At 40.3% G+C, this 23,917-nt stretch carries 18 protein-coding genes; 15 read left to right on the forward strand and 3 right to left on the reverse strand.

The window, feature by feature from the left end; translation table 11 throughout:
- Positions 1-45: 45 nt before the first annotated feature.
- Positions 46-771, reverse strand: coding sequence for a tetratricopeptide repeat protein (locus MTF67_RS05005; protein ID WP_006791705.1), 726 nt, complete (start codon positions 769-771; stop codon positions 46-48).
- A gap of 399 nt (positions 772-1,170) precedes the next feature.
- On the opposite strand from MTF67_RS05005, the gene MTF67_RS05010 reads away from it, so the two are divergent.
- From MTF67_RS05010 to MTF67_RS05040, 7 genes are all read left to right on the forward strand, one after another.
- A complete protein-coding gene (locus tag MTF67_RS05010) occupies positions 1,171-2,031 on the forward strand; it encodes a DUF6279 family lipoprotein (protein WP_248518886.1) in 861 nt (286 codons plus the stop codon).
- 167 nt (positions 2,032-2,198) lie between these two features.
- Entirely contained in the window at positions 2,199-3,218 is a 1,020-nt protein-coding gene (locus tag MTF67_RS05015) for an XdhC/CoxI family protein (RefSeq protein WP_248518887.1), read from the forward strand.
- A 3-nt stretch (positions 3,219-3,221) separates the two neighbouring features.
- A complete protein-coding gene (locus tag MTF67_RS05020; RefSeq protein WP_248518888.1) occupies positions 3,222-3,821 on the forward strand; it encodes a nucleotidyltransferase family protein in 600 nt (199 codons plus the stop codon).
- 235 nt (positions 3,822-4,056) lie between these two features.
- Entirely contained in the window at positions 4,057-4,545 is a 489-nt protein-coding gene (locus tag MTF67_RS05025) for a (2Fe-2S)-binding protein (protein WP_010556716.1), read from the forward strand.
- Between the two features lie 12 nt (positions 4,546-4,557).
- The gene (locus tag MTF67_RS05030; protein WP_248518889.1) at positions 4,558-6,849 is read left to right on the forward strand and encodes a molybdopterin cofactor-binding domain-containing protein; all 2,292 of its coding nucleotides are present in this window, start codon (positions 4,558-4,560) and stop codon (positions 6,847-6,849) included.
- Positions 6,850-7,047: 198 nt separating this feature from the next.
- Positions 7,048-8,019 (forward strand): GTP 3',8-cyclase MoaA, encoded by a 972-nt coding sequence (gene moaA, locus MTF67_RS05035; protein WP_248518890.1) that lies wholly within the window; start codon positions 7,048-7,050, stop codon positions 8,017-8,019.
- A gap of 105 nt (positions 8,020-8,124) precedes the next feature.
- Positions 8,125-9,159: a diguanylate cyclase gene (locus tag MTF67_RS05040; protein WP_248518891.1), complete on the forward strand. Its 1,035-nt coding sequence runs from the start codon at positions 8,125-8,127 to the stop codon at positions 9,157-9,159.
- Here MTF67_RS05040 and MTF67_RS05045 read toward each other — a convergent pair.
- Positions 9,156-10,094, reverse strand: coding sequence for a LysR family transcriptional regulator (locus MTF67_RS05045; RefSeq protein ID WP_033025041.1), 939 nt, complete (start codon positions 10,092-10,094; stop codon positions 9,156-9,158). The genes MTF67_RS05040 and MTF67_RS05045 overlap by 4 nt on opposite strands.
- 120 nt (positions 10,095-10,214) lie before the next feature.
- Here MTF67_RS05045 and MTF67_RS05050 point away from each other — a divergent pair, with 120 nt between their 5' ends.
- The 5 genes from MTF67_RS05050 (at position 10,215) to MTF67_RS05070 (ending at position 19,718) form a co-directional block, all read left to right on the forward strand.
- Positions 10,215-11,384, forward strand: coding sequence for an efflux RND transporter periplasmic adaptor subunit (locus tag MTF67_RS05050; protein WP_248518892.1), 1,170 nt, complete (start codon positions 10,215-10,217; stop codon positions 11,382-11,384).
- A 10-nt stretch (positions 11,385-11,394) separates the two neighbouring features.
- A complete protein-coding gene (locus MTF67_RS05055; RefSeq protein ID WP_008127493.1) occupies positions 11,395-14,547 on the forward strand; it encodes a multidrug efflux RND transporter permease subunit in 3,153 nt (1,050 codons plus the stop codon).
- Positions 14,540-15,952, forward strand: a complete 1,413-nt coding sequence (locus tag MTF67_RS05060) for a TolC family protein (RefSeq protein WP_248518893.1) — start codon at positions 14,540-14,542, stop codon at positions 15,950-15,952. The genes MTF67_RS05055 and MTF67_RS05060 overlap by 8 nt, the downstream gene beginning before the upstream one ends.
- A gap of 9 nt (positions 15,953-15,961) precedes the next feature.
- Positions 15,962-16,990 carry a zinc-binding dehydrogenase gene (locus MTF67_RS05065; protein ID WP_248518894.1) on the forward strand — a complete coding sequence of 343 codons (1,029 nt, stop codon included), beginning with the start codon at positions 15,962-15,964 and terminating at the stop codon, positions 16,988-16,990.
- Positions 16,991-17,462: 472 nt separating this feature from the next.
- Positions 17,463-19,718 (forward strand): acyl-CoA dehydrogenase, encoded by a 2,256-nt coding sequence (locus tag MTF67_RS05070; RefSeq protein WP_248518895.1) that lies wholly within the window; start codon positions 17,463-17,465, stop codon positions 19,716-19,718.
- A 168-nt stretch (positions 19,719-19,886) separates the two neighbouring features.
- On the opposite strand, the gene MTF67_RS05075 is transcribed toward MTF67_RS05070, so the two are convergent.
- A complete protein-coding gene (locus MTF67_RS05075; RefSeq protein ID WP_248518896.1) occupies positions 19,887-20,018 on the reverse strand; it encodes a hypothetical protein in 132 nt (43 codons plus the stop codon).
- Positions 20,019-20,413: 395 nt separating this feature from the next.
- Between MTF67_RS05075 and MTF67_RS05080 the strand changes: the two genes are divergently transcribed.
- The 3 genes from MTF67_RS05080 (at position 20,414) to lepB (ending at position 23,868) form a co-directional block, all read left to right on the forward strand.
- The gene (locus tag MTF67_RS05080) at positions 20,414-21,412 is read left to right on the forward strand and encodes a hypothetical protein (RefSeq protein WP_248518897.1); all 999 of its coding nucleotides are present in this window, start codon (positions 20,414-20,416) and stop codon (positions 21,410-21,412) included.
- A 116-nt stretch (positions 21,413-21,528) separates the two neighbouring features.
- Positions 21,529-22,428: a hypothetical protein gene (locus tag MTF67_RS05085; RefSeq protein WP_248518898.1), complete on the forward strand. Its 900-nt coding sequence runs from the start codon at positions 21,529-21,531 to the stop codon at positions 22,426-22,428.
- Positions 22,429-22,929: 501 nt separating this feature from the next.
- Complete coding sequence (gene lepB, locus MTF67_RS05090) at positions 22,930-23,868, forward strand: signal peptidase I (RefSeq protein WP_248518899.1); 939 nt, start codon at positions 22,930-22,932, stop codon at positions 23,866-23,868.
- Positions 23,869-23,917: the final 49 nt, after the last annotated feature.

Consider the following 23,917-nt stretch of genomic DNA (forward strand, 5'->3'; position numbering starts at 1 on the left):
AAGTATGTGCAATGACACTAAGTCCAGCTTTATTTTTTGCTTAACCTAAAATAGACGTCCTTCACCTGCGTAGGTACCTGCAAGAATTTTAGTGTAAATTGCATCAGCTTTTTCTTTTGCTTCTTCAATTTCTTTAGGTAGCATTGAACGCTCATCTAACTTTCGACTATGGCTTGCTTGCATGTTGCCATTGTATTCGGCAATTGTATTCCATATGTATGACTTCTCAAGGTTTTTAGGCATTCCTAGTCCTTCAAAGTACATAAGCGCTAAATTAAATTGCGCTAAAGAATAGTTATTCCCAGCGGCTTTTTCGTACCATGTTTTAGCAAGTTTGTAGTCGTGACTAACGCCATCACCATTTGAATACATCACGCCTAAGTTAAACTGTGCGGCAGGCATGTTTTTTTTGGCTGCTTTTTCGAATAGAGATAAAGCCATTTGTTTGTCTAACTTAACGCCTTTGCCTTCGTCGTATAATACCGCTAATGCAAACATTGAGTCTGCGTGATTCTTTTTTACGCCTTTTTTGTATAGATCGGCTGCTTTGTAATAATCGCGTGTAACGCCGTGGCCTTCTTCGTATAATTTAGCGAGCTCGTAAATGCCAGGTGCAAACCCTTTGTCGGCAAGGTATTCAAATTCTTTTAAAGCGAATTCAAAGCGACCTTCGTTCGCCGCAATAATACCTTCTTCAAGGGTCGCATTCGCAAAAGGGCTCGCAATTAAAGCACCCGTAAGTAATAACGTTTTTAAATTAAACTGTGACATAGCGATGTCTCCAAAAAGTAATCGTTTCACTGTGAGTTAAATAAAACCATTTTATTTACAACACTATTGCACTTGCAGCTAATTAAGGGCGTATAACGTTGCTATATTTTAGGTTTATTTTATTCCTACAAACAAACTAGCGTGCATTTAAGTTTAGATAAACTCTGTTTGTGATTATAGCTCAAATCGGGGGCGTTTTTTCTAACACGTTCGATTTTATAAGCGTAAGATACAGATATAACAGAAAATTTAAAAGAAATAACTATGTCAAAGCATGGCGAAAAGTTGCTAATTATAAACTTTTGACTGTTATGCTATTTAAGGTAGCGAGTTCACGTTACGTAGGTTCATTATGTAAGTGCTTAGCTAAGTGAAGCGTTTATATTTGCAGAGGTGAAAATGTTAAAAACAATAAAAAATAAGTTGTCACATATAACTATTGCGTTAAGCGTACTGCTATTAACGAGTTGTTCTGCCTCGTTTACATATAATAATTTAACTTGGTTATCGTCATTTTGGGTTGATGATTACGTTGATTTAAACAAACAACAGAACAAGCAATTAAAAGAGATTATTAACACCACACAGAAATGGCATCGCGATACACAGTTGCCAGCATACAAGCAAGATATTGAAAATTTAAAGTCGCTGTTTAATCAAAATCTAAATCATGCTCAATTAAAAGAGCAGGTAGTATTTGCTAGGGCCCACTGGAAAAATCTTCTTGAGCATGCGCATTTTTCGCTTGCGCAATTAGGATATACGCTCTCTAGAGATCAGCGCGATGAATTTATACAAAATATTCAAGATCAAATTAACGAAGATCGTGAGCAATACAACGAACAATCTAGTAAAGAGCGCAAAACTAAACGCCTAGAAAACCAGTTAGACTACTACTCAGATTGGCTGGGTAAGCTCACTGACCAGCAAAAGCAACTTATTACAGACGCAAATAACAAGCATACGGAGTCAGGCGGGCTGTGGCTTGATTACAAACAAACTCGATTAGATGCAGCAAAATCAATAATGGTTGATGAAACACTCTCTGAAGATGAGTTTGTAACTAAATTAAGCTATGTAATAAAAGAGCGTGAAGCCTTTATGAGCGAAGAGCAATTAGCCATAAATGCCAGCAACCTTGATTTATATGTTAATTTATTAATAGAACTAGCCCCGACATTGAATAAAAAACAGCGCGAAAGTGTTAATGATGAATTTGACAGCCTAATTGAAACCTTAAACGATTTAATGGAACCGTAAAATTTAACCCTTTACATTGAGTAAGAAAATTTCATTTATATAATATAAATATGATCTTACTGAGAAGGCTCAACGTAGGTTAAACGTTTTTAAAATTAGTCAGTTATTTACAGCTAAATTTTATAGGCTACGAAAATACATAAATAAAGGATTCTAACGGCACTTATATGGTAACTGATTTAAAAAGCATGCTTGCAACGTGGCACCCTTTACGAGACGAACAGCAATGGGTTTTGGCTACATTGTATAAAATTGAAGGCTCAAGCTACCGCAAGCTAGGCGCCATGATGCTTATTTCTAGCTTAGGGCAGCGATTGGGTATGCTCTCCGGTGGGTGCTTAGAGGCAGATATTCAGCGCCACGCCAAACAAGTAATGACCTCCCTTACGTCAAAAACGATTACCTATGATGCCACCGATGAAGATGATTTAACTTTTCAGTTAGGTATTGGCTGTGGTGGTGTTGTCCATATTGTTTTACAGCCAGTTAATAGCGCCAATAAATACCTAAATCTCGGTTTTGTTTTTAATGCTCTTAAAGAAAAAGTGTCAGGTTATTATTTACAACCAGTGCAACCTCTTTGTGCGTTGGGGCAGGGCGTTTTTTCAAAACGTAATGTTTCTGATGGTCTTTCTGTTAATCGTAAAGCACAAATCATTGAAAAAAATAATCAGCATTGGCTTCAAGTGGCCGTATACCCAGCCCCACATATTTTAATTGTGGGTGGCGGTGCCGACGCTGTTGCCGTTTATTCTATGGCTAAGCAGCTGGGTTGGGTTGTGACTGTGTGGGATCCCCGCGCGGCTAATGCTAAAAGGCAATATTTTCAGCAGGCAGATGCAATTTTACGTTGTCCGCCACAAGAGCTAACCCAATATTGCGAAAAGCAAAAGGTGGATGCGAGCATATTAATGGCCCACAGTGTTGAGCTTGATGCAAATGCACTTTATGCGTTGAACCAGTCTAATTTAAAATACATGGGGCTGCTGGGTCCTAAGCACCGACGAGCACAAGTTTTTGAGCAAGCTAATATAGCTATACAAGAGGTTAAAGCGCCTGTTTTTGGGCCTGTAGGGCTTAACTTAGGTGGCGACTCGCCAGAAAGTATTGCATTGTCACTTATTAGTGAAATACACGCCGTGCTTTCTAATAAAGATGCTACATCCCTAAGCAATTGGGGTCAGTGAAGTATGCGCATAGCAAAAGTGTTGTTAGCCGCAGGACAGTCGTCTCGTTTTGATGGATGCAAATTAATAGCAAATGTGGGCAATAATAAAACTATGATTGCTCGTGCAGTTGACGTTTTACAACAGTTAGACACGGGTGCCGTTTATGTTGTTTCAGGTGCATGGCATAACGAAATTACTCAAGCGCTAAAGCACTACAATAATGTCGAAATTATCTGTAATTTAGATTGGCAGCAAGGGTTAGGTAAATCAATCGCGCTTGCAGCTAATCAGTTAAGGCATAGTGACGGTTGGGATGGCATTTTATTTATGCTAGCAGATCAGATTGAATTGGAGGCGTGCGATATTCAGCAGTTAGTCACTCGTTTTCAGAATAACCCCACTCGATGGTGTGCTAACTATGGAGAACGATTAGGTGTGCCGGCAATTTTTCCTCATGATGATTTTGATTTACTCACCACTTTGTCGAATGACAAAGGCGCTCAACATCTACTTCGTGAATCCGGCGGTATTGTAAACTGCGTTTTACTAAATAAGGCAAGCGCAGACATAGACACCGTTGAGCAGTTAAATTGTTATACCGCTAAACAGGCGCTAAATTAAATAATTAAACTTTAAGCAATCAATATATCGCAAGCAGGGGTCCAGCTTAAATAAAAAAACAAACTAAACTTTAGTTGAACATGTTTGTATGAATGCATATTGCGCAGCGCATAAAGTTGCGCACACTACTTAAGAGCAATGTCGAGGATCAAGTTGCTTTAATTTTAATGGTATTACCAACTGCTCAGCACAAATCGCAGTGCAGTTGATTGAGAGCTAATTCAAGGGGCGGGTTATGGTAACGTTTACAATTAATGGCAAAGTGATTGAATCACAAGCAAGTGAAGATACACCACTGCTATGGGTTATTCGCGATGAAGTAGGACTAAAGGGCACTAAGTTTGGTTGTGGCATAGCAATGTGTGGTGCGTGTACAGTGCATTTAGATGGACAGGCTACACGTTCATGTGTATTACCCGTAGGAGCTGTAGCTGGTAAAAACATTACCACTATTGAAGGTCTCAATAACGAACACCCGCTTCAAAAAGCATGGGTTGAAGAGCAAGTACCGCAATGTGGTTATTGTCAGTCTGGGCAGATTATGCAAGCGGCAACATTACTTGCAGACAATCCGTCGCCAACAGACGAAGAAATTGTCAATCATATGAATGGTAACTACTGCCGCTGCATGGCGTACAAACGTATAAAGTCGGCAATACAACGTGCGGCCGATGAGTCACAAAGCGCAGTACAGATGTTTAACCCAAATGAGCAAGACGTTTAATCGGAGCGGATAATGAAAAAATTATTTCAAAAAAACAGCGAAACCGTCAACTTAAATCGTCGTTCATTTATGATTGGCAGTGCTAGTGCGGGCTTGGTAATGGCATTTGCGCCTGCTTTACTTTCAGGTTCTTTAAGCGCCAAAGAATCAATTTTACAACAGGCGTTTTCACCCACTATTTGGTGGACAATGGATACCAAAGGTGGGGTAGAGGTTAGTATTGCAAAGGCTGAAATGGGCCAACACATTGGTACTGCTTTAGCACGAATTGTGGCCGACGAGTTAGAGTGTGATTGGGATAAAGTATCAATTACTTACGTAGACACCCATGAGAAATGGGGATATATGGTTACAGGTGGTTCGTGGTCAGTATTTCAAAGTTTTAAACCGCTATCGCAAGCGGGTGCCGCAGGTCGCTTAGCCCTTATTGATGCAGGGGCTAAAATGCTAGGGGTTAAACCAGAGCAATGTATTGCACAAAAAGGGCAAATTATTGCTGGTGGTCAATCGGTAAGTTACGCTGATATTGTACAAAAAGGTGAATTTAATCTTACCTTTACAAGTGAAGAAGTTGCAAAGCTTCCTTTAAAACCAGCTAATAAACGTCATTTAACCGGCTTAAACCAAGATTTTAAAGCATTAGATATACCCGCTAAAACAAACGGATCAGCAGTGTATGGCATTGATGTTGAAATAGAAGGTATGGTGTATGCGCGTCCGGTTATTCCTCCAACACGTTACGGTAGTAAAGTAACAAGCGTTGATGACAGTGGCGCAAAAGCAATTAAAGGTTATCGCGGTTTTGAAATATTAAACGATCCTAGTAATACCGTTGAGGGGTGGGTTGTTGTACTGGCTGATAATTATCACAGTGCTATTAAAGCGGTTGATGCGTTAAATGTAAGCTACCAGGTAGGCAAAACGGCTAAAGTCTCCGAGGCAGATATTCAGGCGCAGGGTAAAAAATTATGTGACGATAGCGCATCCGGTACTTTATTTGTAGATGAAGGCAATACGCCTCAGGTTTTGGCCGATGCAAAAAACACATTTGATGCAACTTACACCACGGCGACAGCGAGTCACTACCAATTAGAGCCACTTAACGCCATAGCTGAATTTAAAAACGGTAACTGGATTGTACATACGGGTAACCAATGGCAATCACTCACGTTACCTGCTTTAGCCAAAGCCCTTGATATAGAGCAAAATAAAGTCATTATTCGTCCTTACTATTTGGGTGGTGGCTTTGGACGTCGTTTATTTGGTGATTGGACAGTCCCTGCTGCATTAACGGCAAAAGCAATAGGTAAACCGGTTAAGCTTGTATTTACCCGTGAAGATGACAGTTTATTTGATCAGTCTCGCTCAGCGTCTACGGCTAAATTAACCGCTTCGTTCGGTGAAAAGGGAGAGCTTAGCGCATTAGAGCATGCGTTTGCTGCAGGCTGGCCAACCAAAGCAATGGCGCCAGGCTTTTTGGCTCCTGGTGTTGATGGCAATGGTAAATTTGATTCCTTTTCGGCCTCAGGTGCTGATCACTGGTATAGCATGAGTAACCACCGTGCTCGTGCTATCAATAACGAGTTAGCACAAAGCACTTTTACGCCGGGTTGGTTACGTTCAGTTGGACCGGGTTGGATTGTATGGAGCCTTGAGTCTTTTATAGACGAAATAGCGCACAAGCAAGGTATTGATCCGGTTAACTTTCGTTTATCAATGCTTGACGGTAAAGGAAAACAAGCGGGTAAAGCACCTGAAAGTGTGGGTGGCGCGCGCCGTTTACATGATGTACTTAAAAAAGTGTCAGACAAAGTTAGCTCAATAAAGCTTAACGAAAACGAGGGCATTGGTTTTTCGGTTAGTTCAGGGCAAGAGCGCCACATGCCAGCATGGATTGGCACTGCAGCCCATGTTCACGTTAACAAAAGTGATGGCAAAATCACCCTTAAAAAGTTATACGCTGTTGTTGACGCCGGTTTAATTGTACACCCTGATGGTGCGATGGCTCAATTAGAAGGGTCATTATTATGGGGAGCGAGTATGGCCTTACATGAGTCCAACTCTTATAAAAATGGCCAAGTAGCTGCTACAAACTTTAATACTTACCTTCCACTGAGAATGCAAGATGTACCCGAATTGGACATTGAGTTTGTGCAAAGTGATGAGTTTCCTGTAGGGTTAGGGGAGCCAGGTGTTATTGGCGTTGCGCCAGCAATTGGCAATGCCATATACAATGCAGTAGGTGTACGTTTACGTGACTTACCAATGAAACCAAGTGCAGTTGTAAAAGGTTTAAAAGCCTAAATAAACACCAAAAGCGTGTAAACCTTAAATTTACACGCTTTTGCAGTGCGAGTTATTAGGCTCATATTAGATTAAATACATAAGGCCTTTATTTTATATTAATAAAGCCAAATCCCGTGTGTTAATCTACAACCATAACAAAAGCATAACCTGTAATACTCACAGGCCCAGTTAAACAAAGTAAAGTGAAGGTTTTTTATGCTCATCGACCCAGCAGGGCGAAAATTTAGTTACTTACGTTTATCGATTACCGATGTGTGTAACTTTAAATGTGTTTATTGTTTACCCGATGGCTACCAATGTGACCATGACAGAGAATTCCTTTCACTGAATGAAATCAGTAATACTATTAGCGCTTTTGCGCATCATGGTATTACCAAGCTGCGTATTACTGGCGGTGAACCCACCCTTAGAAAAGATTTCATAGATGTTATTCGTGTGGCAAAAGATACGCCGGGCATTACAAAAATAGCCGCTACAACAAACGGCTTTTCAATGCATAAGCACATTAATGATTGGGTAGATGCAGGGCTTAATGCGATTAATGTGAGTATTGATACACTTGATCCAAGAATGTTTAATACTATTACCGGTCACGATAAATTTAATACCGTGATGAAAGGCATAGACGCCGCGTTAGAAAGCGGTATTGAATCGGTAAAAATAAACAGCGTGTTAATGAAGCAATATAATGGTCAAGAGCTCGAGACATTTTTAGCGTATTTAAAGCACCGCCCAGTCACTATGCGCTTTATTGAACTAATGCAAACTAACGACAATAAGGCGTTTTTTGATAAAAATCACGTATCCGGCCAGTCAATCAAAGCACGATTACGTGCAGCGGGGTGGCAACCTGTCATTAGAAGCATTACAGACGGTCCTGCTCAGGAGTTTTATCACCCTGACTACCAAGGGCGTATTGGCTTAATAATGCCTTACAGTAACGACTTTTGTAACACATGTAACAGGCTGAGAGTGTCTTCTTTGGGTAAATTACACCTTTGTTTGTTTTCAGAGCAAGGTATTTCATTACGAGAGTACATGAATGAAAACTCAAACCAAGCACTTATAAACCAGCTATCTCGCTATATTAAAGCTAAAAAGCCAACTCATTTGCTACATCAGGGCGAAACAGGTGTAACAACTAACCTTTCAATGCTGGGTGGTTAGCGGTTAAAAATGCCACAATGTGGTGCAATAACACTCGATTACACTTGTTATATATTTATTACAGGGTAGAATAATCCCTTAGTTCGACGTTATTGAGTTAATTGAATGGATATCACCGCTCTAAATAGTACTAAAGCATTAAGAAAGCACGTTCTTGTATGGATGTGTTTGTTTTTTGGTTCTGTGTCATTATTTTTTAGCGCATTAAACGTATTCAGTGGTGTCTATTTGCTCGGCTTTTTAGAGCTCTGTTTTTCAATTTATTGCCTGTATACCATTCATCATTTAAGTAAGCATGCATTGCGGTTTTGGCAGTCTGTTGTAATGTGTGTATTGGTTTGTATTATAGTTTTGTACGCCAATTATATATCAGAACCTAAATATGGCTTATTTGTATGGTCATTCGCTTCGCCTGTATTGTGTTACTTATTAATGGGAAAGCGATACGGAATTTTCTTCTCAGGTACTGTCCTCTTTATTCAATCACTGATTTTATTAAGTAAATCTTCGCCTGATCCTATAGTAAATTTAAATATGGCGATTAACTTACTATTGGCCTATGTCAGTATTTGGACTGTTTCGCATATTTTTGAGGGAAGCCGCGCGCTTTCATCCAAACGTTTAAAAAACCTAGCACTACTTGATCCATTAACTGGCGCAGGTAACCGGTTATCAATGAACCACTATTTTGAAGTAGAGCTGGTTGATAAAACAAATACCTATTTATTTTTACTCGACTTAGATTACTTCAAACAAATAAATGACAAATTTGGCCATGATGTAGGCGATAAAGTACTTACTGAAATTGCAACGCTTTTAAGAATAACCTTAGCAAAGGGGTACGTGTTTAGGGTTGGCGGTGAGGAGTTTGCCGTTATTCATTCTTTTAATAGCAAAGACGAAGCCTTATTTGCAGCTGAAAAGTTAAGAGAAACTGTTGAAAAAGCACCGTTTAATATTGAGGGGCATGCAATTAAACTTACTATCAGTATTGGTGTAGCTGACTATCAAGCTAACCCCTCGCTTGAATCTATTTTCATTGCAGCTGATAAACAGCTTTACAAAGCAAAACGCTTAGGTCGAAATAAAGTATATGCAAGTTCAAAAGAGCAATTAAAGCAAATAGAAGTACCTGCTTAATACATTTTTTCAAAGTTTGGGATGCCGCGTTCCCAAATTGGTTTATCTTTTCCTAAATATTCGCGCACTGCATCAAAAAATAACCGTGTACGTACAGGTAAATCTCTGTGCGGATAAACAGCATACATAGCACTGTAATCCATTAACTTCACATCCGTTAATATAGGAATTAATTTACCCTCAGTAATTTCGTCACCGATTATAAATGCCGGTGCTACAAAATAAGCGGTGCCAGATATGGCCTTCATTAGAAGTGCTTCAGCGTCGTTGGCGCGGTATACACTTTTTATTTTTTGCTCACATGGCTCACCAGAGCTATTGTAATAATCCACTGTTTCAACTCTCATAGAGTTGCTCGCATAACTTGCCGCAGGCAAATCTGCTAGTTCTTCCATGGAGGATGGCATACCATACGTGCTGATAAACTCGGGGGCCGCAACAATTAATAAGCGATTACGTGCAATTTTTCTTGCAATGAGTGATGAATCTTTTGGCTCACCAATACGAAATGCTAAATCGAACCCTTCAGATACAATATCTACTAATCTGTCATCAAGCCTTAATTCAACTTCAACTTGAGGAAAGCGCTTTTGAAAGTCATTAAGTACTGGTTGTAAGTAGCGCCTACCAATGAGTGTTGATGAAGTAATTTTAAGGACGCCACGAGGCTCTAAGTGGTAGTTTTCGGCCATGCGCACGGTTTCGCCAAGCAGCTCTCTGAGCTCACCGGCTTTTTTTATCATTTCTGCACCAGCGGCAGTGAGTGAAAATGAGCGAGTAGTGCGGTTTAGCAATCTAACCCCTAGCTCATCTTCTAAACGACTAATTTGTTTAGAGATCACAGAGCGATCGATATTACGTAATTCGGCAGCTTTAGCAAAAGAGCCTTGCTCAACCACTTCAAGCAACATTAAAAGCCGACTTGTCGTATCCATAAAACCACCAAAACAATACTATTGATGCCATTTTGGCATTAATGAATTTAAAAATCTATGGTTTTTGTCCGCAGGTATAACCCGTAGTATGCGTTCTTAATCAATTAAAGGAGCGTCTTCATGAAAAAACACCTTATCGCTGCTGCATTTGCAGGCGCATTTTTAACACTTGCTGGTTGTGCTGATGAAAGCACACCGCCTTTGGCTCAAGCACAATTTCTTCAACCTATAGATGTTGCTAACGTACTTGTTAAACCAGTACAAAGCTGGCACACCTATACAACTCGCTTAGAGTCACCGCAAGAAGTTGCACTTATGCCACGAGTATCTGGTGTTATAGAACAAATTACGTTTAATGAAGGCGACCTTGTTAAAAAAGGCGATGTATTATTTAAGCTTGATGACCGTCCGTTTGCGGCTGTTGTTGCTAGTTTAAAAGCCCAAGTTAACAGTGCACAAGCTGCGCTCGAGCAAGCAAAAAGCGAAGCTAAACGCGCTGAACGTTTAACTGAACGTAAAGCAATTTCAACTGAGCAAGCAGAATCACGTACTTCTGTATTACGCCAACGCGAAGCACAACTTGCTGCATTACAAGCACAGCTAACATCAGCTGAACTTGATTTAGAATTTACAGCCATTGTGTCACCTATCGACGGTGTGATCTCGCGTGCCAATATCACGAAAGGTAACAACATTATTGAAGGGCAAAGCGTGCTTACCAGCATTGTTTCTAACGAAAAAATGTACGCCTATTTTGATGTGGACGAACGCACCTGGAATAGCGATTTTAGTAACGTGACCTCAAAAAGTCGCCAAGCCGTTGTAATGCAAAAAGTAGGCGAACGCGATTTTGCTTACAAAGGGTACATAAACTTTATTGATAATCAAATTAACTCATCAACAGGTACGCTGCGTGTGCGTGCTGTATTTGATCAGGATAACAGCCAATTACGTGCAGGGTCGTTTGCGCGTATTAAGCTTGCTGCTAATTCAGTGACAGAGCAAATAATTGTGCCAGACAGAGCAATAGGGACTGATTTAAAAAACCGCTTTGTTTTGACAGTGGGTGAAAACAATGTGCTGCAGTACAAATTAGTCACAGTGGGTGAGCGTTATGGCTCTCTTCGTGCCATCACCTCAGGTCTTTCAGAGGGCGATGTAATAGCCGTAAATGGCCCTGCTCGTGTTGGACCAGGTATGCCTGTGGCACCGAACAAAGTAACCATTGATAGCAGTGATGTTGCGTTCACCATGAACAATGACGATTCAAGCTTAGTCGCAAAGCAATAAGGTTTTTTAGATGAAATTTTCACACTTTTTTATACAGCGACCCATTTTTGCGGCCATGCTGTCTTTGGTTATATTAATTGCCGGTGGTATTTCGTTATTCCAACTGCCGGTAAGTGAATACCCAGAAGTCGTGCCTCCTACCGTAGTTGTAACAGCAAGCTACCCAGGAGCTAACCCAACGGTAATAGCGCAAACGGTAGCAACGCCGTTAGAGCAAGAAATTAATGGTACAGAAAACATGCTGTATATGTTTTCTCAAGCAACTAGTGATGGTCGTATGACGCTGACGGTTACATTTGCACTAGGGACTGATTTAGACCGCGCCCAAGTACAAGTACAAAACCGTGTAAACAGCGCCTTGCCACGTTTACCTGAAGAGGTGCAACGTTTAGGTGTGGTGGCTGAAAAATCATCGCCCGATTTAACCATGGTGGTGCACTTGTACTCACCAGAAAAATCGCACGATACCGCGTATTTGTCTAACTATGCCGACCTATATATTAAAGACGAAATAGCACGCTTACCGGGTGTGGGTGACTTGCGTTTATTTGGCGCAGGTAAATACGCCATGCGTGTATGGTTAAACCCAGATGCGCTAGCAGCACGCGAGCTAACCGCAACCGATGTAATAACTGCACTTCGTTCACAAAACCAACAAGTAGCAGCAGGTAGCTTGGGTGCACAGCCGGTTTCTAACGACAGTCAATTTCAAGTTCTGTTAAATGTAAAAGGGCGTTTAAACAGTATTGAAGAGTTTGAACAAGTAATTATTAAAGTGGGTGATGAAGGCCAAATAACACGCCTTACTGATATTGCCCGCGTAGAGCTTGGTCAAGACAGTTACTCTTTGCGTGCCGAGCTTGACTCGCAACCTGCACTTGCAATGCCTATATTTCAACGCCCAGGGTCTAATGCAATTGAGCTTTCGGACCAAGTACGCGAAACCATGGCGCGTTTATCAAAAGACTTTCCTGAAGGTGTAGAATACGACATAGTTTATGACCCTACTGTATTTGTTCGTGGCTCTATTGATGCTGTAATTGCCACGTTGCTTGAAGCTATTGTACTAGTAGTGATTGTTGTCATTGTGTTTTTACAAACATGGCGTGCTTCTATTATTCCACTTATTGCGGTGCCTATTTCACTCATTGGTACGTTTGCGGTAATGCAGTGGTTAGGCGTATCTATTAACACCTTGTCGCTGTTTGGTTTAGTACTTGCCATTGGTATTGTGGTGGATGACGCCATAGTTGTAGTTGAAAATGTTGAGCGTAACATTGAGCAAGGATTATCGCCGCTTGAGGCAACACGTGTTGCTATGAGCGAAGTAACAGGGCCAATTATTGCCATTGCACTTGTATTGTGTGCTGTGTTTATTCCTACGGCATTTATTACCGGACTTTCAGGGCAATTTTATAAGCAATTTGCCTTAACAATTACTATTTCAACGGTGATTTCAGCAATTAACTCGTTAACGCTATCGCCAGCATTAGCGGCACTGTTGTTAAAGTCTCACGATACTAAGCCAGATGCATTCACACGTTTGTTAAATAAACTATTTGGCCGCTGGTTATTTAAACCTTTTAACCGTGTATTTGACCGAGGCGCCAAAGGCTACGAAAAATTAGTTAAAAAACTAATTCGTATGAGCTTTATTGTAATGATCGGCTATGTTGCCCTAGTAGGTGGAACCATTAAGCTGTTTGATGCAGTACCTGGTGGGTTTATTCCACAACAAGACAAACAGTACTTAGTTGCCATTGCACAATTACCTGATGCAGCAAGCCTTGACCGTACTGAAGATGTTCTTAGGCAAATGCAACAAATTGCACTTGAAGTACCAGGTGTAGCTAATACGGTTGCGTTTCCAGGTTTATCAGTAAATGGCTTTACTAACAGCCCTAACAGCGGGATTGTGTTTACTCCGTTAGATGCATTTGAAGATAGAACCGATCCGAGTAAATCGGCCATGGCTATAGCCGCGCAGTTAAATCAACGATTTGCAGCAATTGACGAAGCGTTTGTTGCAGTATTTCCGCCGCCGCCAATTCAAGGCTTAGGTACTACAGGTGGCTTTAAACTTCAAATTGAAGACAGAGCAAACAAAGGTTTTGAAGCGTTATTTAACAGCCTACAAACAGTGATTGGTAAAGCGCAACAAGACCCAGCATTAATGGGGCTTTACTCAAGCTTTAGAATTCAAGTTCCACAAATGGATATTGATATTGATCGTGAACAAGCGTTAATTCAAGGCATACCGCTTGACGAAGTGTTTAATGCTTTACAAATATACTTGGGTTCTGTGTATGTAAACGACTTTAATATGTTTGGCCGAACGTACCAAGTAAATGCGCAAGCTGATGCTGATTATCGCCTAGACCCTGATCAAATCCTTAACCTTAAAGTAAGAAATCGTGAAGGTAACATGGTGCCATTAGGCTCAATCCTAACGGTTACGCCAACAATTGGTCCAGACCGTGTAATGCACTATAACGGTTACCCAAGCGCAGAGCTTAACGGCAGTCCTGCACCTGGTTTTAGTTCTGACCAAGCTCAACTGGCAATTGAGGCTATTTTGGCCGACAACTTACCCAGTGGTATTGAATACGAATGGACTGAAGTAACGTACCAACAAGTATTAGCAGGCAACACTATGGTGTATGTGTTCCCATTAGTTGTGTTACTGGTGTTTATGGTATTGGCTGCACAATATGAAAGCTTACGCTTACCATTGGCAATTATCTTAATTGTTCCAATGACGATATTTTCAGCATTACTTGGTGTTTGGTTTGTGGGTTCAGACAACAATATATTTACGCAAATAGCGCTTATTGTGCTGGTGGCCTTGGCCTCTAAAAATGCGATATTAATGGTTGAATTTGCAAAAGATAAAAACGATACAGGCTTATCGCATATTGATGCAATATTAGCGGCATGTCGTATGCGTTTACGCCCAATACTTATGACATCAATCGCCTTTACAGCGGGTGTTATCCCCCTCGTACTAGCAACGGGTGCAGGGGCTGAAATGCGCCATGCAATGGGTAATGCCGTGTTCTCTGGGATGATTGGTGTAACCGTGTTTGGTTTATTGTTTACCCCGGTGTTTTACATGCTTGTTGTAAAGAAAAAAGGTAACACACAGGAGTTATCAAATGACTAATAAAATAGCAAAGCGGTTTAAAACACAGTTAACCGTAGCGTCTGTATTAATGGTCACGCTCATATCTGGCTGTGCAAGTAAGGTTGACGTGCTTGACGAGCAAAAAACAATTAACGAATTTGTTGCCAGTGCTGCAGTTGCTGACCAACTAAGTGGTGCAGATGAAACTAACTGGTGGCACGCGCTTAAGTCTGAGCAGCTAAACCAATTAGTATCAGATGCACTCGCTAAAAACTACGACCTAAAAACAAGTCAGCTTGTACTAAAAAGTGCATTAGCTAGGCTGGGCGAGCAAAAAGCACAATATTTACCGCAAGGTGGTGTTGAGGTAGGCGCTCAAAGAAGCGGCTTAGGAGATACAAACTCACGCCAATCAAGTGCTAATTTTGCACTTAATTGGCAGCTTGATTTATTTGGCCGAGTTACTGCTTTAGTTGATGCTGCAAATGCATCGGCTATGAGCCAAGCAGAGCAAGTTCGTTTACTCCAAATTGAAGTTGTTTCAGCGGTTGTTAAAGGGTTTGTTAGCTACCAAGGCAATGCTGAAAAACAGCGCATTATTAGCTTACAAATACAAGCGCTTGAGCAAAGTATTGATGTGTTACAAGCTCGGGTTGATGAAGGTGTTGCAAGTGAGCTTGATTTAAACCGCACCCTAGCGCAATTACGCCAGCAACAAGCGTTAATTCCTGCCATTGAGTTTGCAAAGTACAGTGATTTATCAACGCTTGCTGTTCTTACAGGGCGTTTAACTCAAAATATTGAATTAACAAATGAACTGAGTGTGTTACGCAATAAATTTGACGTAACACTTAGTAAGCCAAATGCCGCTATTGCACTGAGGCCAGATATTAGCCGTGCAATTTATGACTTTAGCCAAGCCAATAGTTTAAGTGTGGCAGCCAGTAAAGCTTTACTACCTGATGTAAGCCTAAGTGGCTTTGCAGGTGTGTTAAGTGTAGGTAGTAATGGCTTTAGCGATACACAGCAGCAATGGCAAATTGCGCCTAAGTTGCAATGGTCAATCTTAAGCTATCCTGCTCTTTTAGCACAACGAGACGCACAACAGTTTTTAAGTGAAGCCGCTTACAGCGATTATCAAAACGTGGTGCTTAAAGCACTTAGTGAAAGTGAGCTTTCGTTGCAGGGGTTAGTTAATCAGGCACAGCAAAAACGTTTTGCAGATGAACGTTATGACTTTGCTAATAAAGCCTTTTTACAAGCAGAAGCCATGTATGAAGAAGGCCAAATCCCTTATCTAGAGTTGTTAGATGCGCGGCAGGATGTTTTAATAGCACAAGAAAATGCAGTTGAAACAACCATTTTATCGTTACTTGCTAAGGTCAATGCGTACCAATCATTTAATGGGCAATGGAGCTATGCACTAAGTAACACAAATAAGTAGAGTTTAACGATGTCTGATACTGATATTTTAACGCAAAATACTATACCGCACACAATGCGTGCCATTGTATTGGAAAAACCGAATGATCAAATAAATTTAGCTGACATTGAGTTACCTGTTCCTGAGTGTTCAGATAACGAGCTACTGATAAAAGTAGAATATGTTGGTTTAAATCCCGTTGATGGGCATTTTGCAAAATCAGGTTTTTGTCAGTGGCAGTACCCTCATATTTTGGGGCTTGATGCGGTAGGTGTTGTAGTAAAAGCAAGTAAAGGGATTTTTCCTAATGTTGGCGAGCGAGTCATGTGGCACGCCAACGTAGGTGGGCAAGGGGTACTGAGTGAATACACAAAAGTGCCTAATTTTGCAGTGTCTATTGTACCGCAAGATTTAAACCCAGCGGTTGCTGCTGTGCTGCCTTGCGCCGGAATGGCAGCACTAATTAGCTTAGATAAAATTAGTATCACCGAAGGGCAAACTGTTTTTATTGAAGGTGGGGCAGGTGCTGTGGGTCAGTTTGCTATTCAGTACGCTAAACAGCGTGGCGCTGATGTATTTGCAACAGCCTCTAAGAAAAACCATAAACTCGTTAAACAGCTTGGCGCGGATGTTGTGTTTGACTACAACGATAAAAAGTTGTGTGAAAAAATTCGTAGAGAGCTAGGGCCGCAAGGGTTCGATGCAGTAATCGATACCGTGGGTGGTGAGTCGACAGCGCGTAATATCGAACTCATGCGTTTTTGCGGAAAAATAGCGTGTTTAAATCCATTACCTTGTTTTGAACAAGATCTAATGTATCGGCGCGCGCCAAATATCAGTGTTGTGTCGCTTGGTGGTGCATGGCTCGCTAATAGTTTATGTGCGCAGCAACGCTTAAGCTTTATGGGTAATTTATTACTCGAAGGCGCCACTAATGGTGATATTAAAGCACCGACCTTAACGCCTGTTGAGTTTAACGCAAACGCGGTATCTAATGCCTTAAACACGCAGCTCGCGGGTGGTTTTACAGGCAAGCATGTCGTAAAAATAGGCTGTTAAAAAACTCTGATTAATACAAAACGCAGCCTGTTTAAGCTGCGTTTTTTTATGCCTTTTTTAGGTGTCATTCACTTATTATTTTTTATACATTTACACTAATAAGCAAAAGCATTTTAAACAACTTGAGTGGCCATAAATCACGTATTTAACGTGTCAACTTACCCTGTTCAGTACAATAAATCAGGCTTAAATTTAAAAATTAAAACAGTCTGTATTTAAAAAAACACCCTAATTCATTACCCGCTTTGCAGATTATTTGCTTTTTGGTGCCTTTGCACGGCGTTTTATCAATCAATCTTAAAAAATTTATCATTTTCAGCGTACAGGTGTAAGCCTTTGTGTTTCAACAGTTTACGTTCGAGTAAAGAAAATAAATTGAAAAAACTGTTAATTAATTGAATAGAGTAATTGATCTAAAGCGATTTTTATGACGTAATGTAGGTATTATTTATCTGGTCGGATGAGTTCAATCATGAGTTTACGTACAAAGTTAAAAAAAGTTTTACCAAGTATTTCTATCACTGAGCAAGAAGCGCTAGACGCGGGTGATGTTTGGCTTGAAGGTTCTATCTATCAAGGTAAGCCTGATTTCAGTGCATTACGCGATGTACCAGCAGCTACACTAACAGCTGACGAACAAGCATTCCTTGACGGCCCTGTACAAGAGCTACTAGGCATGATTGACGATTCAGTAATTCAAAATGGCATTCACTTACCGAATGACATTTTAGATTTTTTGAAAAAAGAACGTTTCTTCTCGCTTATCATTCCTAAGTCATTTGGTGGTTTAGAGTTTAGCCCTTACGCAAACTCAACAATTGTTGGCACAATTGCGACTAAAAGTTCTGCAGTAGCAGTAACAGTAATGGTACCTAACTCATTAGGTCCGGGTGAGCTACTTCTTCACTTCGGTACGCAAGAGCAACAAGCGCATTACTTACCACGCTTAGCAAACGGCACAGACATCCCATGTTTTGCCCTAACAAGCCCTGAAGCGGGTTCTGATGCAGGCGGCATTCCAGACGTTGGTAAAGTAACCAAAGGCATGCACAACGGCGAAGAAGTTCTTGGCCTAGAAATTACATGGGACAAGCGTTATATCACACTTGCACCAATCGCAACTGTTCTTGGTTTAGCATTTAAAGTAGTTGACCCAGACGGTTTACTAGGTGGTAAAGAAAACCTAGGTATCACGTGTGCCTTAATTCCAAAAGAGCACCCAGGTGTAGAACTTGGTAATCGCCACGATCCAATGGGTATCCGTTTTTACAACGGTACTACACGTGGTAACAAAGTATTTGTACCAATGGATTTTGTTATTGGTGGTCAGAAAAACATCGGCCGTGGTTGGCAAATGCTGGTTAGCTGTTTAGGTGCTGGCCGTGGTATTTCACTACCCGCGCTAGGTGTAAGTACAGCGCAAGTTGCACTTAAATCTGCATCTGAATACGCAGCAGTACGAGAGCAGTTTGGTCTATCAATCGGTCAGTTTGAAGGTATTCAAGAAAAGCTTGCTGACATTGCGGGTAAAACATACCTTCAAGAAGCAATGCGTGTACTTACAACTGAAGGTTTAGGCATGGGCTTAAAACCGTCGGTAGTAACGGCAATTGCCAAATACCACATGACTGAACTTGGCCGTGACGTATTAGACTCGGCGATGGATATTCAAGCTGGTAAAGCGATTCAAAACGGTCCACAAAATACACTAGCAAGTGGCTACGTTGCACAACCTATTGCAATTACTGTAGAAGGTGCAAACATTCTTACTCGTAACCTGATGATATTTGGTCAAGGTGTTATGCGTTGTCACCCATACTTACAATCTATGGTTGAATCAATCCACAGCGACGACAAAGGCGCTGATGCAGAATTTAACGGTATTTTACGTAAAACAATTGGTTACAGTACAGCAAACAGCTTACGTGCATTCCGTTTAGGTGTATTACCATTTACAGCTGGCGCAAGCTCAGCATTACCAGAAGTACGTGACTACGAAAAAGCAGTTCACAAACTATCTGCAAAACTTGCAGTATACGCTGACTTCTCGTTGTTAGTACTTGGCGGTAAATTAAAGCAAGCAGAAATGCTATCAGCACGTTTAGGCGATGTAATGAGCTTCTTGTACGCAGCTATGGCATCAATTAAATACTACGAGCAAAAAGTGGCGAGCAGCGAGCGCGAGCAAGCAGCACCTTACTTCCATTATGCAACTCGTTTTGCACTACAAAGCGCAGAAGAAGCATTGCACAAGTTCTTAGATAACTTCCCTGCAAGTGGTACTCGTAAGTTTATTCGTTTCGTTACAATGAACTACTCAACTAAAATGCCAAAAATCAGCGATGATTTAATCCGCGAATTAGCTGAGCAAGCACAGCTTGATACAGCTTTTAAAGCGCAAATAACGCATTTAGTTAAGCCTATTGAAGGCGACGGTCATCATATTAACGAGCAAGCTTATAAAGCTAAAATTGCATCACTAGCTGAACTTGCAAAAGTTAAAAAAGCATTACGTGCAAGAACCATCAAGCCAGGTGCTCGTTTTAGCATTACGCTTGAAAACGCACTTGCTGCAAACGTAATCACAGATGCTGAGTTTGCTCAGTTAATTGATTACAACAAGAAACGTGAAAAAGCGATTCGTGTTGATGAGTTCGATTTTGATATGAACATATTAGATGACAACGCACAACCAGTTAACCCACTTAAAAGTGTGGTTAACCAGTAAGCTACAAAGCTAATTCAATGATGCAAAGCGCCAGCAAAATCGGCGCTTTTATTCTTGAGTCAATAATTAGTGTAGAGCCCCGTTTGATTAAAACCAAACGGGGCTTTTTTATGTGTTTTTTAAAGTAGCAATAGATAGCGATATTGGTCTTAAAGCGAATATGTAACGCTAGAGTATTAGAAAGAGACGCTCATAATTTTGAAAAAGGCTAACAACTCCATTAGCAGCTTGTGTTTTAGCTGACATGTTACGTTTTAATAGAATATGGTCTAAAAACGCTTTGACTTCTGAATTTCCCATTGAGCTTGGGTGGCGTTTGTTGTGAAAGTGAATAAAGTTTGGACCCAACTCAAATAAGCATTAATAGTTCTTAATGAATACTGTCGAGTGAGCATATAGTCGGCAATGTAATTTAAATACGCAGAGCGAGTTTTCATTTTCAATTCGTCAAATTAGCGCTGTATATATGCACAGCCATGGCTTCGTCGCTCGCATAGTCAAGAAAACGACCCAGTCGCTCGTTTTATACTAAGAAGAAAACGAGCGCGGGTGAAATTTAATAACACTGGCAATTAGTTGGCAAGTTTGTTAATAATAAATCAATAAGAAAACGAGCTACGCTGTGGTAGAAATACGCGCGATTAGCTCGCTATAAACATGTTAGAAGGCACTCTAGATTGGAGTTCAATTAAATTATGGAAGAAGCCGTTATATCAGGAGTTCATGACTTTGCTCGTTCAATGAATTCAGGAAGTAAAGTCGTATCTGATATGTCTGCGCTTGTAAATGCAACATCTGCTTTACCTTTAACTAAATTAGATTACTGGGAAAGGTTAATTCGGAATGAATTTTATAAAGCGTTAGAAGCTACCGCTCAACCTAAGTGGAAAATCTGGAATAAACCACAACACTTTTTAACTTGGGTTGATTTATGTAGCTGGGACGGCTTCAAAAGAGAAAAGACAATTCGTACTTTATCTAATGGAGCGCCAAATACTTTTTTCTTCGCCTTAGTTCTACGCCGATTAAATGATTGGGTACCTCAAGTCAGAAAGGCGGTAAGAGAACACTTACCTAAAATAGCAGAGCTTTCTAACCCTGAACACGTAGCGGATGGGCTTTGCTTAATTCTATCGAATTGGAATTCGTGGGGACGAATTGAAGACGAAGACAAGAAAGTATTGTTAAAAATCATTTCATCTAAGCCGGTCGCCGCGGCTTTAAAAATAAAAATATTAAATGGCACTTCAGGCCCTTTACCTACAATTTTTTCTCAAATCGGGCGAGAGGCTACTTTCGATAGTGAACTACATGATTTTGCTGTAAATGCCGTACAACCATCCGTTCGTGCTAAAGCATTTAGATGTTTGTTTGAAGGTGAAATGACATGGGTTGAAGGTTATAAATGGAAATGGACGGATGTCAGGTTCTGTAAAGGCAGAGTAATGTCCATAATTGGTAAAAGAAAGTTAACTTCGGAGCTTCAATTTCTAAAAAGCTTGCATCAAGCGTCAGGTGACCGTTCGTCATTAGTAAGAAGGGTTGCCGCTGAAATACTTATTAGAGAATTAGATTCATTAGGAAGTGAAGCTAAAACACTGGCTAATAAATTCTCAAAAGATTCAGCCTTAAGTGTTTCTGAGCGAGGCGATTTTGCTCTTAAAAAATTGGAACTACAAAGTATTGAGCAATAGCCTTCTAACAAGGCACTCAAAAGGACAAAAAACAGTTGGTTTTTGCTCCTTCGTCGCTTATTTTAACCAACTATTTTTTGCCTCTTAGTGAGGCGTTAGAGCAACCAGGATTGAGTATGGAAGACGAAAAACACAACATTAGAAACGAAGAGTCTCGCAGTCTTACTTACATGCCTTGGCATGAACATATTAAGGATTTCTTTTTATCTCAATGGAAATTCCTCCCCATCTATTGGATTGCCTTCTTTGGTATTTTTTGGGGTTTAATTGAAGCCTCAAGCTTCTTTTTTCCCAACTCCGGCTTGAGCAATATATATGTATTGTCATCAGGTATACTTCTCGCGTTCATCATCTCATTTATTCGCTGTGTTCATGCCTATCGCAACTCTGTACCGAACGGGCTGGAGAATGAGCCCTCGATAATTCACAAAATTGCATTTTCAAAGAAACACTATTGGGAGTATTCACTTGCCTATGAATTGGTGAAGTCCCGAATTCATGGCATAGACCAAAAGTTGGAAGATGTGCTTAGTAATAGGGTTCATATAACAGTAAAAAGAACAATGAGTGTTGAGCAATACGCTGATTGGCTCCAGACTAGGCCTGAAAATCTGCTTCGAATAGTTGAGGTCTCAAAACAGTTGTTAATATTTGATCTAATAGAAGCCATTCATGCGGATGAAGAAAATGAGGTCGACTATCACAATCTTATAAGGGTTGTGGATCTTATTAAGGATGCTTATGGCAGTGCTTATAGATTTGAAGTTGAGGGACGCGAAATCAAAACTCCTGAAGACTTAGAAGTTATACATGAAATACAAGCTGGGTGGGCCTCAGTCATTCGTGATGGGTTTCACCAAATGTTAGAAATTTTACAATCAGTTGCTGCTAGACGAAAAGGTGATTTTTCACCTCTGGATAAAATTATAGTTTTTGAAGAGCCCCCTCGTATTGATGAATTTTGTGACAAGCTTGATAAGATTAGCTGTGAATTGGAATTTGAGCGTGAAATTTAGTATCGCTCTAACAAACGCGTCAATTAGGACGCTCGCAAGCTCGCGCCTATTACGCGGGCGTTAGGTATACATGGAAGTTTGGAGTCTGATGCCAATATCGAAGACAAAATTTAAGAGCATATTCGAGTATACTTTTTTAGGAATCATATTTCTTATTTGTGGTTTAGCGCTCAATGAAAACCTGGTGCACCCCTTAGTTAAACAAGTAATAGTATCTGTAATCTTTATTGCATGGGTTTCGATGTTTACTTTTGGTTTTGTTTTTAAAGAATCATATATTTTAAAGGCAGCTAAATTAAGCAAACCAACATTGTTCTATATTGAGCAGTTAGCGTATTTTGTTTTGTTAATTATTAACAGTATTGTTATTTACGAAGCAGTGTATACCTAACAAGCGCATTAAGACGGGACTGCTAACAGTTGGCTCAGTTTCGCTTCGCTACACATTTTAGCCAACAATTATCAGCCCCTTATGCGGGCGTTAGGCGAATAGGAGATAAATTGGAAGATTCATGGAAGCCCAAAGCTTGGCTAAGTATTTTTTACGGTTTGGTAATACAGCCTTTCACATTTTTGTATGTTAACAAAGCCAAGTTGTTTTGGTTTTACTTAATTTTGATTATATTTGTTACATTAATCGATACCAAGTTGCAGGCTATTGATGATACCGAGTCGTGGCATCATAATATTTATTTTACTTGGTTGTTTTTAATCATTTGTCCTATTCATGCTTATCTTATTTGTCGGGGGTACGACAAAGGTCAGCGCAAGAAGTGGTACGCTGGTTGGTTGGCTACGTTAGTATGTTTTGTTATGTTTTTTGCGTTCTTATCTTTAGTCAGAGCTTTTATTTATGAGCCATTTTCTATCCCGGCAAGGTCAATGAGTCCCACTTTAAATCCTGATGATCAAGTTATAGTGAGTAAAAGTGGATTTGGAAACTATAGATATTTTGGGTTACAAATAGTCAAAAAAGCACCATCTAAAACACTTAAAAGAGGTGATGTGGTTGTGTTCCAATATCCACAGAATCCTCAAATTGATTTTGTCAAAAGGGTTATAGGACTGCCTGGGGATACTGTTATATACCGTGACAAAAGTATCTTTATTAAACCTTCTTGCATGGATGAATCGGCAAATTGTACTGGATTTACAGAGGTAGCGAAAGAATACAAATTCACTGACTCGGGAGCTGGTTCGGAGCATGAGTATTATAAAGAGTCGCTAGATAATGATTCATACGTTATTAAATTGAACAGTAATCAGAAAGATTTATCCGAACGTTACTTTTATCAAGTTGGTACTCAAACAGATGAATGGTTAGTGCCAGATAAGCACTATTTCGTATTAGGTGACAATAGAGATAATAGTCTAGATAGTCGTTACTGGGGATTTGTGCCTGAGAGCAATATCATTGGTAAAATAGCGTATGTTTGGTAATTCGCCTAACAAACGCAGGCACTGGGACAAGTTTTTCGCTGCGCTCCAA

It is taken from the genome of Pseudoalteromonas sp. 2CM32C, from assembly GCF_023161925.1.
GTDB classification, from domain to species: Bacteria; Pseudomonadota; Gammaproteobacteria; order Enterobacterales; family Alteromonadaceae; genus Pseudoalteromonas; species Pseudoalteromonas marina.

Bases quoted from the DNA above. Each gene is read 5' to 3' on its own strand.
- MTF67_RS05005 (WP_006791705.1), bottom strand. From the start codon at position 771: ATGTCACAGTTTAATTTAAAAACGTTATTACTTACGGGTGCTTTAATT.
- MTF67_RS05010 (WP_248518886.1), top strand. From the start codon at position 1,171: ATGTTAAAAACAATAAAAAATAAGTTGTCACATATAACTATTGCGTTA.
- MTF67_RS05015 (WP_248518887.1), top strand. From the start codon at position 2,199: ATGGTAACTGATTTAAAAAGCATGCTTGCAACGTGGCACCCTTTACGA.
- MTF67_RS05020 (WP_248518888.1), top strand. From the start codon at position 3,222: ATGCGCATAGCAAAAGTGTTGTTAGCCGCAGGACAGTCGTCTCGTTTT.
- MTF67_RS05025 (WP_010556716.1), top strand. From the start codon at position 4,057: ATGGTAACGTTTACAATTAATGGCAAAGTGATTGAATCACAAGCAAGT.
- MTF67_RS05030 (WP_248518889.1), top strand. From the start codon at position 4,558: ATGAAAAAATTATTTCAAAAAAACAGCGAAACCGTCAACTTAAATCGT.
- moaA (WP_248518890.1), top strand. From the start codon at position 7,048: ATGCTCATCGACCCAGCAGGGCGAAAATTTAGTTACTTACGTTTATCG.
- MTF67_RS05040 (WP_248518891.1), top strand. From the start codon at position 8,125: ATGGATATCACCGCTCTAAATAGTACTAAAGCATTAAGAAAGCACGTT.
- MTF67_RS05045 (WP_033025041.1), bottom strand. From the start codon at position 10,094: ATGGATACGACAAGTCGGCTTTTAATGTTGCTTGAAGTGGTTGAGCAA.
- MTF67_RS05050 (WP_248518892.1), top strand. From the start codon at position 10,215: ATGAAAAAACACCTTATCGCTGCTGCATTTGCAGGCGCATTTTTAACA.
- MTF67_RS05055 (WP_008127493.1), top strand. From the start codon at position 11,395: ATGAAATTTTCACACTTTTTTATACAGCGACCCATTTTTGCGGCCATG.
- MTF67_RS05060 (WP_248518893.1), top strand. From the start codon at position 14,540: ATGACTAATAAAATAGCAAAGCGGTTTAAAACACAGTTAACCGTAGCG.
- MTF67_RS05065 (WP_248518894.1), top strand. From the start codon at position 15,962: ATGTCTGATACTGATATTTTAACGCAAAATACTATACCGCACACAATG.
- MTF67_RS05070 (WP_248518895.1), top strand. From the start codon at position 17,463: ATGAGTTTACGTACAAAGTTAAAAAAAGTTTTACCAAGTATTTCTATC.
- MTF67_RS05075 (WP_248518896.1), bottom strand. From the start codon at position 20,018: ATGGGAAATTCAGAAGTCAAAGCGTTTTTAGACCATATTCTATTAAAA.
- MTF67_RS05080 (WP_248518897.1), top strand. From the start codon at position 20,414: ATGGAAGAAGCCGTTATATCAGGAGTTCATGACTTTGCTCGTTCAATG.
- MTF67_RS05085 (WP_248518898.1), top strand. From the start codon at position 21,529: ATGGAAGACGAAAAACACAACATTAGAAACGAAGAGTCTCGCAGTCTT.